We start from the raw sequence: 14,595 nt of genomic DNA on the forward strand, positions 1-14,595 counted from the left end.
GTTTACGTTATTTTGTTATCAGAATTGTTTGTTGTTATTTTTAGTTAGACTTTTGGATGGACCCAATCTGGTAACCAACCGCGGTGCGCTTCAATCAGATCGTCCACTAAGGCGTAAATCTCTTCTAGCCCCAAGACAGCTGCTGTGTGTGGGTCGAGCATAGCCGCATGATAAATTCGCTCACGGTTTTCAGTTAAAATCGCTTCTGTCAGTAGTGTCTGCACATTAATGTTGGTCTGCATTAATGCGGCTAGATGGTTAGGCAGTCGGCCCGCTTTGATTGGTTGAACACCATTAGCATCGACCAGACAGGCAACCTCAACACAGCAGCCTTGTGGCAAGTTATCGATTAGAGCCTCGTTTTTTACGTTGCCATAGATAACACTTGGCGTGCCAGTCCAAATGGAATTCATAATCGTGCTGGCATACTCGTGAGATTCATTAACGGTAATCTCATCAGCATTCTTAAAGGCTTCTAGATCTTGCTTCCAATCAGCAATTTGTTCTACACAACGTTTTGGGTATTCGTCGAGTGGTACTTTATAACGTTCAATCAAATCTGGGCGGTTTGGCTTAATAAAATATGGGGTGTATTCAGAGAAATGTTCAGAAGATTCAGTGACAAAATACCCAAGCTTCTTAAACATTTCGTATCTAACTAGGTTGGTGCAGCGACCATTGTGATGAAGACCAGGTTTAGGCGCTTGACCACTCTCAAAAGCAGCGAGTAGATCTGGGTAAATATCGACATAGTCACCCTGTTCTGTCTTCTTCTCTAGGGTTAAGTAGTAGGCCATATGATTGATGCCCGCGCAGGTGTAACGTAGGTCTTTGTAGTCGAGGTTAAGATCGCGGGCCAGCTCTTCTGCCGTGCCTTGTACAGAATGGCATAAACCTACCTGTTTGATGTTTGGGTATTTCTCGTACATGGCCCAGGTATTCATCGCCATAGGATTGACGTAGTTAAGCATCGTGGCATTAGGGCACACTTCGCTCATGTCTTCACAAACTTTCCATAGGTGTGGAATTGTACGCAAAGAACGCATGATGCCGCCCGGACCGAGAGTATCGGCGATGGTCTGCTCCAATCCGTGTCGTTTACACACTTCAAAATCGGTGACGGTACATGGTTCATAGCCTCCAATTTGAAAGGCGATGACGACAAAGTCGGCACTTTCCAGTGCTTCTCTTTGGTCCAAGTGACAGCTAATTGAGCCAGTTGCACCTGCTGACTGCATCAGTTTACTCACTACTAGGTAAGATTCTTCTAAACGCGTCCCGTCAATGTCCATGAGTGCAATATGGGCATTCTTTAAGGCTGGTTTGTGGAACACGTCACCAAGAATGTTCTTAACAAAAATGGTCGAACCTGCACCGATGAAGGTGATCTTCGGGGTATTCATTATCTTTTTCCTCATCTATCACGTATTGGGTTGGATGAGTCAACATTACCCGAGTATGCTGTGACGATTCGTCTCACTTAAAAACCGCAAACTCCTATTTTCTAATATTTTTAATTGCAGTAGCGAAGATCTTAGTTTTTGGGAGATATTGAATACAAAGCGGGATGGATTATGTCGGCATTCAGAATATCAATGAGCGAGGGCATCACAGAGTGTGATGAGTATGGTTTGGTATGAGCTAGGTCTGAGTAATGTGGTTTGAGATTTGCAAAACTACATTATCCCATTTTTAACGGAATCAATGATGAATAAACGAGAAACTGAAGCGACGCATCTTGTTACGCAAAATGAGTACTCAGATGACAGTGTACTTGTCAGCCCGCTTTCGTTGTATTCATCGTATGAAAAGATCGACGTTGAAGCGCGAGCTCCCCATTCCATGCCTGGTTATCATTGGCATGGACAGGTTGAGGTAAATATCCCATTTGGCGACGATGTCGAGTACATAGTTAATGGTACGCCAATTGTCATCGAAGACGGGGCGGTAGGGCTGTTTTGGGCTTCTGTTCCTCATCGCCTGACTGAACCGGGAAAAAGCCACAATATGGGTATTATCAATATCCCTATTCATCAGTTTATGTCTTGGCCTTTAAGCCGAGATCTTGTTAATCAAATTACCCATGGGTGCGTCTTACAGTCAGATTCGACATCGTTGGTGAGTGAATTTGAATTGGCTAGATGGGCTAGGGAAATGAGTGATGATTCCGAAAGTCGTCAACAGCTTGCCGTTGATGAAATTGGGTTGATGCTGCGTCGAGTTTGCGTTGATGGTTGGAAGCAGTTGGTTTCAACCCAAGCCGACAAATCGGCGAAAAAAGGGGTATCAAAACATTCACAATTTTATGTCAGTCAAATGCTCGAGTTTATTGCGACCCACCACAATATGCCGTTGACCACCAAAAAAATTGCAGAGCATGTCGGTTTACATGCCAACTACGCAATGAATGTCTTTCAGCGCACGATGCAGATGACGATTAAGCAGTACATTACAGCGATGCGGATTAATCACGCAAGAGCACTGCTAAGCGATACGGATAGAACCATTTTAGATATTGCGCTGACAGTGGGATTCAATTCAAGCAGTCGATTCTATGAGACGTTCCAGACTTACATAGGGGTGACTCCTACCCAGTATCGGAAACTAGCAAGGGAAGATCATCGTTGGAGTCTGCATGGAAGTAACCCACTCTATGATCTTGAAAAGGGCGCGTGTGATGGCAAGCGACCGGTTAGTGTTACTAGAGAGATAAACGAGCAATAAAAAAGCTCCTATCAAAGGAGCTTTTTGTCTCAGAGTTAGCGGTTATTCGAAATCAACCCCCGCTTCTTTGTACAGACGGCGGCATGCTTTACCATCGCTGTGGAATAGGTGACAACGGTGCGCTGGGATACCAACAGACAGTTTATCGCCTGGTTCGACATCTAGCGTGTCAGGTTGGCGGTAAATCATATCGGCATCGGCTGCATCGATGTGTAAGTAGGCTTGAGTTTCATTGCCTAGTTTTTCAACGATGTTAACTTCACCTTCAATAGTCGCATCACCTTCGTTTGCTGGTAGCAAGTGCTCTGGACGAATACCTAGCGACATACGTTCACCGCGAGTAACCGTCGTTCCATCAACTGGAATCCAGAATGCAGTGCCATTCGCAAGCTGAACCATGACACGATCTTTCTCAGCCGCTTCAATGAACACGCTCATAAAGTTCATTTTTGGTGAGCCAATGAAACCCGCGACAAAACGGTTCTCTGGGTAGTGGTAAAGCTCTAGTGGGCGACCAACTTGAGAGACAAATCCAGCATCTAGTACAACGATCTTATCTGCCATGGTCATGGCTTCAACTTGGTCGTGCGTTACATAAATCATGGTACAGCCAAGCTTGCGCTGAAGCTTAGTGATTTCAGAACGCATTTGTACACGAAGTGCGGCATCAAGGTTGGATAGTGGCTCATCCAATAGGAAGACATTTGGTTGTGAAACCAGCGTACGACCGATTGCAACACGCTGACGCTGACCACCTGATAGCGCTTTAGGTTGGCGCTCAAGAAGGTGGCTCAATTGTAGGATTTCAGCGGCATGTTCAACACGCTTACTGATTTCACCTTTGTCGGCTTTTGCCAGCTTAAGGCCAAAAGACATGTTGTCGTATAGGTTTAAGTGAGGATAAAGAGCGTAAGATTGGAACACCATACCAACACCACGTTTGGATGGCTCGACGTCATTCATGTGCTCATCACCAATGTAGAGATCACCGGATGTGATGTCTTCTAGGCCTGCAATACAACGTAATAGTGTTGATTTACCACAACCTGATGGACCAACAAAGACAACAAACTCACCTTCTTTGATTTCTAAATCAACATTCTTGGAAATTAGTACGTCACCGTAAGCTTTACATACATTTTTTAACGTGACACTCGCCATCTAGCTCGCCCTCGATCAATTTTTTATATTTTACTGCCTATCATTATATGAATTATGGAGCAGGCAATAATAGTAGGAATTTGGTAAGGAATGGATTCTATATAACAGAATGTAAGAAAATATGGGTGAAGGAGTTCCTCACATCACCCACCAAGCCAAATTCAGGTTTGCTTTCCCCCGTGTGACACAAGCTTCTCCCCCGAACGAATCAGTTTCCTGAATACCTACGTGACTTGTGCACTCATTTGCAAACCCTAGCGGCATTGTAACCAGTCACCATGAAACACGTGTTACTGGAAAGGGTTCTTACCATCCACTCTTGGATGGCTGTAGTTTGCTGTTTTCACCCCTCTACTACATCCTCCTAATCCGATTTTTTGTAGGGGTAGTAGGAGGGGAGGAGGTACCAAAGGGCGCAGAAGGCGTAGCGAGACCGAGTTCAAATATTTCTGTTCGATTACATTGAAATCGATCACACAAAGAGATTGTTTTGAGACTTTGGTCACCAACCTGTAACGATGACGATCACGAAAATAGTCCATAATAGCGAGGGCGTAGGGAGTAGGAGGATGAGCCTTTTGTCAGTTTGGCTGAAAATAAGTGCTGAAATACGGCGAAACCTCTGGTGGAGCCCTACAACACAAATATAAAAAGGATATGAACATGAAAAATGCCCTAAGCACAGTAGCACTAGGAACACTTGTTGCTCTTGGCTCTTTTGGTGCAAATGCTGCTATCGAAGAAGGTCAATTAACTATCTGGATCAACGGCGATAAAGGCTACAACGGACTTGCTGAAGTAGGTAAACAATTTGAAGAAGACACAGGTATTAAAGTGACAGTTGCTCACCCTGATGCGCTTCAAGACAAATTCCCTCAAACAGCTGCGACTGGTGACGGTCCTGATATTGTGTTCTGGGCTCACGACCGTTTTGGTGGTTACGCTGAAGCAGGTCTTCTAGCTGAGATCAAGCCATCTGCAGAAATCAAAGAAGGCATTGTAGACTTCGCATGGGACGCAGTTAAATACGATGGCAAAATTATCGGTTACCCAGTAGCAGTAGAATCTCTATCGCTAATCTACAACAAAGATCTAGTACCTAACCCACCTAAGAGCTGGGAAGAAGTTGCTGAGCTAGACGCACAACTTAAGAAAGACGGTAAATCTGCAATCATGTGGAACCTAAAAGAACCGTACTTCACTTGGCCGCTAATGGCAGCTGACGGTGGTTACGCGTTCAAATACGGCGCAGCAGGTTACGACGTGAAAGATGCGGGTATCGCAAACGACGGCGTTAAAGATGCAATGAACTTTGTGAAAGGTCTAGTTGATAAAGGCGTTATCTCTTCAGACATGGACTACTCAGTTTCTGAGTCTGCGTTCAACCAAGGTAAGACTGCGATGACAATCAACGGCCCTTGGGCATGGGGTAACATCGAGAAATCTGGTATCAACTACGGTGTAACAACTCTACCTAAGTTTAATGGTCAGTCTTCTAAGCCATTCGTTGGAGTACTAACGGCGGGTATCAGCACAGCTTCTCCAAACAAAGATCTAGCGGTTGAGTTCATCGAGAACTACCTACTGACTAACGACGGTCTACGCAAAGTTAACGATGACAAGCCATTAGGTGCAGTAGCGCTTAACTCTTTCCAACGTGAGCTAGATGCAGACAAGCGCATTGCAGCGACAATGGATAACGCGATGAACGGCGAAATCATGCCAAACATCCCTCAGATGAACGCATTCTGGGGCAGCGCGAAAAATGCAATCATCAACATCGTTGATGGTCGTCAAACTGTAGATGCAGCACTTGCAGATGCAGAAAAACAAATGACTAAATAATTAAGTTCTACCCTTTTAAGGAGGGGGTAACCCCTCCTTCATTTTCAAGTTTTATTATCGCTAGCAGGTTCTTTTATGCAGTCAGTTCAAGGTACAGATGCGATGGCGTCTACAACAACGAGCTTGCCATCAAGTAAAAGTGTATTCATCAAATGGGGCTTACTGGGCTCTGTGGGTATCATTAATGGATACGCCACAATTCTTATGTATTCTCGCGGTGAGATGGCCTTTGCCATTCTGACCCTAATCTTAACCGCACTCGCGTTATTCATTTTCGGTAGTAAAAAGACCTACGCACACCGTTACATCTACCCTGGTATTGCGGGCATGATTTTGTTCATCCTGTTCCCACTTGCGTATACCGTCGGTCTTGCTTTCACAAACTACAGTGCGAAAAACCAACTTTCCTTTGAACGTGCTCAGTCGGTTTTAATGGACCGTACTTTCCAAAGCGGCGATAGCTACCCATTTACTCTGTATAAAACAGATAATGGCCACCGTCTTGCTGTTAAGAAAGGCGATCAACTGCTAGCAACCGATACTTTCAACCTTGCCACTCTATCTGCGTCAGATATGGATTTAGCTCCAGTCGACTCAGTAGCGGGCGAGAAAGAAAAAATCAAAACCATCATCAAAAACAAAAACGCGCTAGGTGGCTTAGATCTGCACCTACCGTCGGGTGAAGACATTCGCATGAGCGGCCTACGGAAGTTCGCTGCGGTTGTGCCTCTATACACTCTTCAAGATGATGGTGAGACGATCTTTAACAATCGTACTCAAGAATACTTGCGCCCTAATATGGAAGTAGGCTTCTATCAACCAGTTGATGAGAATGGCCAGTTTGTAGGCTCTACCGTTTCACCGGGCTTTATCGTTGATATCGGTACCCACAACTTTGAGCGTGTGTGGAAAGATGATGGTATCAAAGAACCATTCATCAGCATCTTTATCTGGACGGTATTATTCTCTGCATTAACCGTTGGTCTAACCGTGGTAATCGGTCTGGTACTTGCGAGTGTTGTGCAGTGGGAAGAGCTGAAAGGTCGTGCGATTTACCGCGTACTACTGATTCTTCCTTATGCGGTACCTGCGTTTATTTCGATTCTGATCTTCAAAGGTTTGTTTAACCAAAGCTTTGGTGAGATCAACATGATGCTAGAGGCACTATTTGGCATTAGCCCAGCTTGGTTCTCTGACCCCATCATGGCTAAGAGTATGGTGCTGATTGTCAACGTATGGCTAGGTTTCCCTTACATGATGATTCTGTGTATGGGCCTGCTAAAAGCGATTCCAGAAGATTTGTATGAAGCGTCAGCTATCGATGGTGCGAACTTCATCGACAACTTCCGTAAGATCACCATGCCGTTGATGATTAAGCCGCTTACTCCGCTGCTTATCGCAAGTTTCGCATTCAACTTTAACAACTTCGTATTGATTCAGCTTCTGACTCAAGGTGGTCCAAACATGATTGGTACTTCTGAGCCAGCAGGTTACACAGACCTACTTGTAAGCTACACCTACCGCATTGCGTTTGAAGGTGCTGGTGGCCAAGACTTCGGTCTAGCAAGTGCGATTGCAACGCTTATCTTCCTATTGGTTGGTGCGCTTGCCCTAATCAACCTACGTTTCACTAAGCTGTCTCAGGATTAAGGAGAGATTCCAATGGCAATGGTACAAGGTAAATCACTTAAATACCGTGTATGGGCAACGCATATTGCTATGTGGGTGTTCCTAGCGTCAATCATCTTCCCACTGTTGATGGTAATTGCAATTTCGTTCCGTGAAGGTAACTTCGCAACGGGTAGCATTATTCCTGATAATCCGTCATTAGAGCACTGGAAACTGGCGCTTGGATTTTCGGTGACTAACGCAGATGGCAGTGTCACGCCGCCGCCATTCCCTGTATTAACTTGGTTATGGAACTCAGTGAAAGTGGCAGGCATTAGCTCGATTCTTATCGTTGCGCTGTCTACGACTTCTGCATACGCATTTGCTCGCATGCGCTTCAAAGGTAAAGACACCATCCTTAAAGCGATGATGATTTTCCAAATGTTCCCTGCGGTACTTGCGCTCGTAGCACTTTATGCCCTATTCGATAAGCTAGGTCAGTACATTCCGTTCCTTGGTTTGAACACGCATGGCGGTCTGATTTTCTCTTACTTGGGTGGTATCGCACTTCACGTATGGACGATTAAAGGCTACTTCGAAACGATTGATAATTCGCTAGAAGAAGCAGCAGCACTAGATGGCGCGACGCCTTGGCAAGCATTCAGATTAGTACTACTACCATTGTCAGTGCCTATCCTTGCAGTAGTGTTCATTCTGTCGTTCATCGGTGTAGTGGGTGAAGTTCCAGTAGCATCTTTACTACTTTCTGATGTAAACTCATATACATTAGCGGTTGGTATGCAGCAGTATCTATACCCTCAGAACTATCTGTGGGGCGATTTTGCAGCAGCAGCAGTATTGTCTGCATTACCAATAACCATCGTATTCTTGCTTGCACAGCGCTGGTTGGTCGGAGGATTGACCGCTGGTGGTGTGAAAGGTTAATAAGAACGATAAGGGCGACCGCGAGGTCGCCCATTTTGTTTCTCAGCTTAACACTTTTGGTTTGGCCGCCGATCAGTTAAGTAGAGAGCAGAACTGGCGTTACGCATAGCTGGCTGTTAGCTAGATTCCTTACTATTTCACTACTAACAGTTTTTGTAACCATAACCCGGCTTTGTCCCGGGTTTTTTTATGCCTGAATAACGCTAAGACAGAGCAAGTATAAAGTGCTTAGATTGGATTGAAATCAACGGGATGAGTTGGTGCGACTAGGTATAAGTTCTGATCTGCAACAGTGGTGTTTGTTGCATTAACTTGCGGTCAGCAGCACGCTGTTCTGGTTAAAGTTCCCGACTTGAGGGCGCACAGCCAAGATATTGCAAAAGCACATAGATGCTTTCTTGAGAGAGGGCGACTTTTCGAAATAGATCTGCAAAGGTATCGTCGCCGCCAAAGCAGGTGCGGATATAGTGATTGATCTCATCTTCACCATAACCTTCAACATACATGGTACGAACCCACTGGTACTCAACAGCTTTCAAGTTTGACAATGTAGTTTCACTCAAAGTGGTTTCGTTGAGTTCCAAGAGACGTTCCTTCATACGCAATGTTTGATTTAGTCAGCGGATTTAATCAAATCAAGATGAAGGAAAAATGACAGAAATGTGGCGTTACGGTGACTAGTTCTTAAATGGAGGCACTTGGCCTCCAATTTGGCAGAAAGCTCACTATTTTAGATACTTAACGTGTGCTTCCATTTCTTCTCCAATCTCTTTACGCATGTTCATTAGACGGATTGCTGAATCGCGCAATTCAATATCTTCTGGCGTTTCTGGAATCCACTCTGGAACAGAGGTCGGGGTGCCGTTTTCATCGACCGCTACCATAATGACAATGCAGTGAGTCGTTAAGCGATTGTTCATCTCTTTTGGGTCACTTGCTTGAACGTCAATGGCGATATGCATTGAGCTTCTACCGGTATAGATGACCTTAGCGCTTACTTCGACAAGGTTACCGACGTGAATCGGTGCCACAAAACGAATCCCACCCGCATAGGCGGTAATACAGTATTTGCCACTCCACGCCGCCGCGTTGGCGTAGGCTGCTAAGTCGATCCACTTCATCACAGCGCCGCCGTGGACTTTCCCCCCAAAGTTAACGTCTCCCGGTTCTGCTAGAAAACGTAACGTAATATCGCGTTGACCATTGCTCATCTGTCAATCCTTAGTTGTTATTGTTGTATGTGGTTTAATATTAAATAACAAACTGGTTAATTATCTGCAACAACTATTAGAGTTTAGTTCTTATTGTTTATTTTGAGCACGGTCAGAGAGCAAAAAGCCCGATAAAATCGGGCTTAAAGAGGCTATGAAGGTGGGGAAGCCATCACTTTATCCATTATTTGCATGCTTTGTTCAAAATAAGGATTGTAAGTCAGTCTTGCATGGATTTTGTTAGGCTCGGTGTACCCCCACGCTGAGTACCACATTGTATCGCCAGATAAGCAACGTGCTTCGTTGTCTTCGCCTTGTCCATTGCTACAGATTAAGTTGCTGCCGTTTACTCCGTAGTTAGGGTTGTTAGGGGAGAAAAGGAGCCCCATGTGAGAGCCGTTCGAGATGCGTTGCTCGGGTAAGTTCATACTGAATCTGGTTGAGCGAGGTTCATTGAGGTCACCTTCTCCTTGCCAAACGATATGTCCTCGAGGATTCTGCATTTTCTGACTGAAAGTATCGATGGCAAATTGAGTACTAACGACTTTATCGCCCTCACTCATCATCATAAATACTGGCTTCAGATACTCTTTAGTAGACAGTTGCTCGCGCACCTCGGAGGAGGTTTGGTAATAAACAGCGGCTGCGCTCATTGGCAGAGAGTTGTATCTGAGCGGGTTGTCCTCAGGATCTTGGTCTGCCCATGTAATGAAATAGCTCGCCAGTTCGGCATACTTAACGGAATCAGAGTATGGTTGCAGCGCAGGAGAGAATAGCAGTAAGCCGTTGACAGTCTCATCGTTTAACGCTTCGGCCGTCACTAGATTAGCACCTGTAGAATAACCTCCCAGCCATACTGAGCTGGTGTCTTTTTTCAGCAGTGCAATGTGATGGCTGACGACACCTTGCCAGTCTTCTAGTGTAGGGAGTTGAAGATCGCCAACTTTACTCGCATGTCCAGGAAGTAAGATAGTTCTCACCAAGTAGCCTTGCTCAGCAAGATGAGTGGCGACGTCAGTGAAAGAGTAGGGAGAGTCACCTAAACCGTGTACCAGCAATACACCCTGACCGTTTGGGTTTTCTGGTCGGTACTCTTTTGGCAGCACCATGTTAAGTTCGCTAGATTTATCCTCTGTCATGAACAGACGATTGTGTTCTAGCCACTGCTTAGTTTCTGCCACATACTGTTCAAAACTACTTTGAGAGTAGTTAGGCAGGCGCTCAGCTTTATCAAATGCGGGGTTTTGAGGTTGGTTTGTGCAGCCAACCAAGACGGCTGTTACCGCTGCTGCCAAGTAAAATGCTAAAGCTGTCTTTTTACGCATCATATATTCTAGTTTTTCCTTTTTATTTTGATACGTCTTCATACTCCCCCTCTAGCACCGAGCGATCATTTTGCTGCGAAGAAGCAGAGCGATTCATCTTAAGAGATTTCTCAATCTTTTTACCTGTGATGACCGCGGCAATGGTCAATGGAATCACCATGATCAAGCTAAATAGAAGGGTGAACACACCAATAAACAACGCCAGAATACCAGAAATGACTCTATTCATAATTATTACCTCTCAATTACATGGCTAGATTAACCTAGGGTAAATGAATCAAACATGAACAGGTACACAATTTAAGGTGAATACAAAAAAGCCACTTTCTAAAAGAAAGTGGCAACTACGGGGGATTATTATAGGTATTGTGTTGTGGAGTTTTGCCCCGGAAACTCCGGGGCGATATTCTGCTAATTAATCTGAGAAACAAAAATTGCTTATCCAGATTAATGAATCCCTGCGCTTATTTTGTTGGGTAAGTCTTGTAACGAACGCCCATCATTTGTTCCATACAGTGAACAACCTGACAGCTGTAACCAAACTCGTTGTCATACCAGATGTATAGCACGCAGCGGCTGTCTTGAGCGATAGTCGCAGCACCATCAACAACACCTGCAAAGCGAGAGCCCACTAAGTCAGTTGATACAATTTCAGTCGATTCTGTGTAGTCAATTTGTGCAGACAGCTCAGACGTCAGTGCCATTTCGCGTAGGTAGTTATTTAGCTCTTCCTTATTTGTACCCTGTTTTAGGTTCAGATTAGCAATTGCCATCGATACGTTTGGCGTTGGTACACGGATAGCGTTACCCGTTAGCTTGCCCGCAAGCTCTGGTAGGGCTTTAGCTACCGCTTTCGCCGCGCCAGTTTCAGTTAGAACCATGTTCAAAGAAGCACTACGACCACGACGCTCGCCAGAGTGGAAATTGTCGATCAGGTTTTGGTCATTAGTAAACGAGTGAACAGTTTCAATGTGACCAGATGTCACACCAAACTTATCGTTAATCGCTTTAAGGACTGGGGTAATAGCATTTGTCGTACAGCTTGCCGCAGAAATAATGCTGTCTTCGGCTTTGATAACGTTGTCGTTAACACCGAATACCACGTTCTTGATGTCACCTTTACCTGGTGCAGTTAGTAGTACTTTTTCAGCGCCTTTACACTCTAGATGTTGACCAAGACCTTCTGCATCACGCCATACGCCTGTGTTATCAACAACAAGAGCATTGTTGATGCCGTAGCTGGTGTAGTCGACTTCTTCCGGTTTATTCGCGTAGATAAACTGAATGTAGTTACCGTTAGCGATAATCGCCTTGCGCTCTTCATCAACGACGATACTACCGTTGAATTGACCATGAACTGAGTCACGGCGCAGCAGGCTAGCGCGTTTTTCTAGGTCACCTTTCTTACCGCCACGTACAACAACCGCGCGCAGACGAAGTGGGTAGCCTGGGCCAGACTTTTCAACAAGTAGACGAGTTAATAGGCGTCCGATGCGACCGAATCCATACAAGACAACGTCACGCGGCTCAGAGACTGTTTCGCCATTCATTGCACCTAGAAGAGAAGTGTGAAGGAAGTCTTTAACGCCATGAGAGTCGTCACGACCTTGCCAGAACTCATGAGCAAGTTGACCGATATCGATGCGACATGGAGAAAGTTCCATTTCAGCAAGCGCTTTGATTAGTGGAAGAGTTTGCTCTGGAGTAAGAGCAGTACCTGTATAGCGACGAGCTAAGCGGTGAGTTTTAATGATGTCGATGGTCGCTGCATTAACCAGTGTTTTACCAAAGAGTAGAACTTCGACGCCTTTGTGACGGTAAAGTTGACCTAAAAGGGGAGAAATAGTTTCCGCAATCGTTTGGCTCGTTTGCCAATCTAAGAGGTGTTTCTCTGGACTCATTGTTTGTATGGACCTTTCACGTTTTTTGGGGACTGACTCTATTTCACCTGTAGGGGGAGTGAATAGAGGAAATGTATTAATTTTGTAATTTTTATGCGGCAGGATTGTAAGGCCTAACATCTTATTCTGCTAGTAAAATTAATTCAGGTTATTTGGGCTATTATTACACTCAGCTATGGCGGATATCACTGCAGATTGTAGGTAGTAGTGCCTATTGACATTTTTAAACAAGCAATCTTAATTTGTGATGAAAAATACTTGAAGCACATAAGTTATGTAATACGGTATGGATGATGTCTTAGCAGATAGATCTTCGTCACTGTATCTACTCAAAAGGTAAACGATAAACCAATGGAGAAGAGATCGACTTTGGTACTAAAGGGCTGAATCGGATCTTGCGGCATAGTGAACTGCCCGCTGATCACGTTTTCTCTACCGTAGAAGCGTTGCCATTCGATAGAAGTGTTTAATTGGGGTGTCCAATCGTAGCGAAAACCGAACAAGTAGCTTTCTGTGTCCTTGGTCAGTCTTGCTTGTCCGTATTGAATATAGGGCGTGATCTTGCCTAATTGATAGTCAAAACTTATGTACCAATCAGAGCTTAGCTCGTGAGCGAGCATGGTCTCTGCTTGTACATGAAGTTGTCCAAAGTATTGACTTACGCCCAAAGCGTAAATATCAAGACTATAGAATTTAGGTGACGCAATCAGTCCAGTCATTGTAGCGTCCAAGTTGACGTAGGCAATACGGAGTAAATTGTCGTCATAGAACAGCTCCGAGCTAAAACCAAGCGCCCTCGAAATGTCCAGTGAAAAGGAAGAACCATATTGTTCAAAATGTTCTTCTCTGGGAATTGCTATATAGGGAGAAAAGACAACTTGGTTGCCATTCTCAAACTCATGCAAGAAATCCGCAGCAATTCCTTCATAGTAGGTGAGTCCAAGGTTATTGTCGTATACCTCTGGAGGCAAGCGCAAAGAAGGATAGGCGCTAGAGACATAGTAGTACTCAGACATAATAAACATAGGGGTTCTTAATCGCCCAATTTTGGCGCGAAACATCCCTGCATTGTATTCAACTAGTGCTCGTTCTAATTCAGGTGAAGAAAAATGGTCTTCTGGTCTTTTGACAACTTGAACCGTCGAGCGAAATTTTTGTGTGATCTGCCAATCGGCCTGAATGCCTAACGTAGAATCGCAGTCATAGCACCAGTCATTGGTGATGTTTCGCCCTGGAAGTATGGGCAATGAATTATCGCTTCTAGAGGCAGAGAAAGTCCCAAACCCACTTATTTGAAAATCATCTGATAGAGCGATCTGTCCATTACTTATCGTTGGTAGTGCTGACGCAGTTACCATTGTCAAAAGTAAGCGGGTTCGTTTAATCCGAGAGCTGATAAATGACATAGGCGTCCTCAGGAAGCAGTTCTTCAGGAACATACGCAATGCCATTTGCGTTGTTCTCTAGCCAATGGAGAATGATTTCGAGAGACTCTTCCGGTACTTCAACAGGTGCGATTGCTTTACCAGAAAAGGACTGTCGCGCCCATAAAGCAGACATCTGAGTGGGAGATTTATTCAGTAGCTTGCGGTAGAAGCCTTCACGACTTTCGGAATCACGGGGTAGATCAAGGAGACGAACAGGCATGTCATTTATGTGGGACATGCGACCGCGATAAAGCAGTTTTACCTGATTTGAGCGCAGTGCCTTCATATCTGGATTAAGGGTAATAACAGCAAAGCTTGTAGCGTTTGCTTGAATAGCCATCCCAAGTAGAAGTGTAGTAAGAACTAGCCTGATCAAAACATCCTTTCTTGTCGACGTTGTTTTTAGGGTCTGTTGACCTTTTGAGCTGATTTTTGCAGCAGTTTGTGG

13 protein-coding genes are annotated in these 14,595 nt (G+C 44.8%); 4 read left to right on the top strand and 9 right to left on the bottom strand.

Going from position 1 to position 14,595, the window contains the following annotated elements:
* Nucleotides 1-44: 44 nt before the first annotated feature.
* Complete coding sequence (locus AC6R16_RS16900; RefSeq protein ID WP_500675153.1) at nt 45-1,403, bottom strand: alpha-glucosidase/alpha-galactosidase; 1,359 nt, start codon at nt 1,401-1,403, stop codon at nt 45-47.
* Between the two features lie 304 nt (nt 1,404-1,707).
* Between AC6R16_RS16900 and melR the strand changes: the two genes are divergently transcribed.
* Nucleotides 1,708-2,724, top strand: coding sequence for a transcriptional regulator MelR (gene melR, locus AC6R16_RS16905; protein WP_500675357.1), 1,017 nt, complete (start codon nt 1,708-1,710; stop codon nt 2,722-2,724).
* A gap of 42 nt (nt 2,725-2,766) precedes the next feature.
* On the opposite strand, the gene malK is transcribed toward melR, so the two are convergent.
* Entirely contained in the window at nt 2,767-3,885 is a 1,119-nt protein-coding gene (gene malK, locus AC6R16_RS16910) for a maltose/maltodextrin ABC transporter ATP-binding protein MalK (RefSeq protein WP_004744592.1), read from the bottom strand.
* A 663-nt stretch (nt 3,886-4,548) separates the two neighbouring features.
* On the opposite strand from malK, the gene malE reads away from it, so the two are divergent.
* The 3 genes from malE to malG all read left to right on the top strand — a co-directional run bounded on the left by malE (nt 4,549) and on the right by malG (nt 8,283).
* Nucleotides 4,549-5,730, top strand: coding sequence for a maltose/maltodextrin ABC transporter substrate-binding protein MalE (gene malE, locus AC6R16_RS16915; protein WP_038197783.1), 1,182 nt, complete (start codon nt 4,549-4,551; stop codon nt 5,728-5,730).
* Nucleotides 5,731-5,805: 75 nt separating this feature from the next.
* Nucleotides 5,806-7,380 (top strand): maltose ABC transporter permease MalF, encoded by a 1,575-nt coding sequence (malF, locus tag AC6R16_RS16920; RefSeq protein WP_171319978.1) that lies wholly within the window; start codon nt 5,806-5,808, stop codon nt 7,378-7,380.
* Nucleotides 7,381-7,392: 12 nt separating this feature from the next.
* Nucleotides 7,393-8,283, top strand: a complete 891-nt coding sequence (malG, locus tag AC6R16_RS16925; protein WP_004744595.1) for a maltose ABC transporter permease MalG — start codon at nt 7,393-7,395, stop codon at nt 8,281-8,283.
* 338 nt (nt 8,284-8,621) lie between these two features.
* On the opposite strand, the gene AC6R16_RS16930 is transcribed toward malG, so the two are convergent.
* The 7 genes from AC6R16_RS16930 to AC6R16_RS16960 form a co-directional block, all read right to left on the bottom strand.
* On the bottom strand, nt 8,622-8,867 hold the full coding sequence (locus tag AC6R16_RS16930) for a hypothetical protein (protein ID WP_004744596.1): 246 nt from the start codon (nt 8,865-8,867) through the stop codon (nt 8,622-8,624).
* A 141-nt stretch (nt 8,868-9,008) separates the two neighbouring features.
* Nucleotides 9,009-9,494, bottom strand: coding sequence for an acyl-CoA thioesterase (locus AC6R16_RS16935; protein WP_004744597.1), 486 nt, complete (start codon nt 9,492-9,494; stop codon nt 9,009-9,011).
* A gap of 152 nt (nt 9,495-9,646) precedes the next feature.
* Complete coding sequence (locus AC6R16_RS16940) at nt 9,647-10,819, bottom strand: alpha/beta hydrolase (protein WP_500675358.1); 1,173 nt, start codon at nt 10,817-10,819, stop codon at nt 9,647-9,649.
* 22 nt (nt 10,820-10,841) lie between these two features.
* A complete protein-coding gene (locus AC6R16_RS16945) occupies nt 10,842-11,048 on the bottom strand; it encodes a hypothetical protein (RefSeq protein WP_054960971.1) in 207 nt (68 codons plus the stop codon).
* 235 nt (nt 11,049-11,283) lie between these two features.
* Nucleotides 11,284-12,720: a glyceraldehyde-3-phosphate dehydrogenase gene (locus AC6R16_RS16950; protein WP_500675154.1), complete on the bottom strand. Its 1,437-nt coding sequence runs from the start codon at nt 12,718-12,720 to the stop codon at nt 11,284-11,286.
* A gap of 329 nt (nt 12,721-13,049) precedes the next feature.
* Nucleotides 13,050-14,078, bottom strand: a complete 1,029-nt coding sequence (locus AC6R16_RS16955; RefSeq protein ID WP_500675359.1) for a sulfate ABC transporter permease — start codon at nt 14,076-14,078, stop codon at nt 13,050-13,052.
* Between the two features lie 22 nt (nt 14,079-14,100).
* A complete protein-coding gene (locus AC6R16_RS16960) occupies nt 14,101-14,523 on the bottom strand; it encodes a hypothetical protein (protein ID WP_500640398.1) in 423 nt (140 codons plus the stop codon).
* Nucleotides 14,524-14,595 lie beyond the last annotated feature (72 nt).

The organism is Vibrio sp. R10-SG3-ISO10 (genome assembly GCF_059834185.1).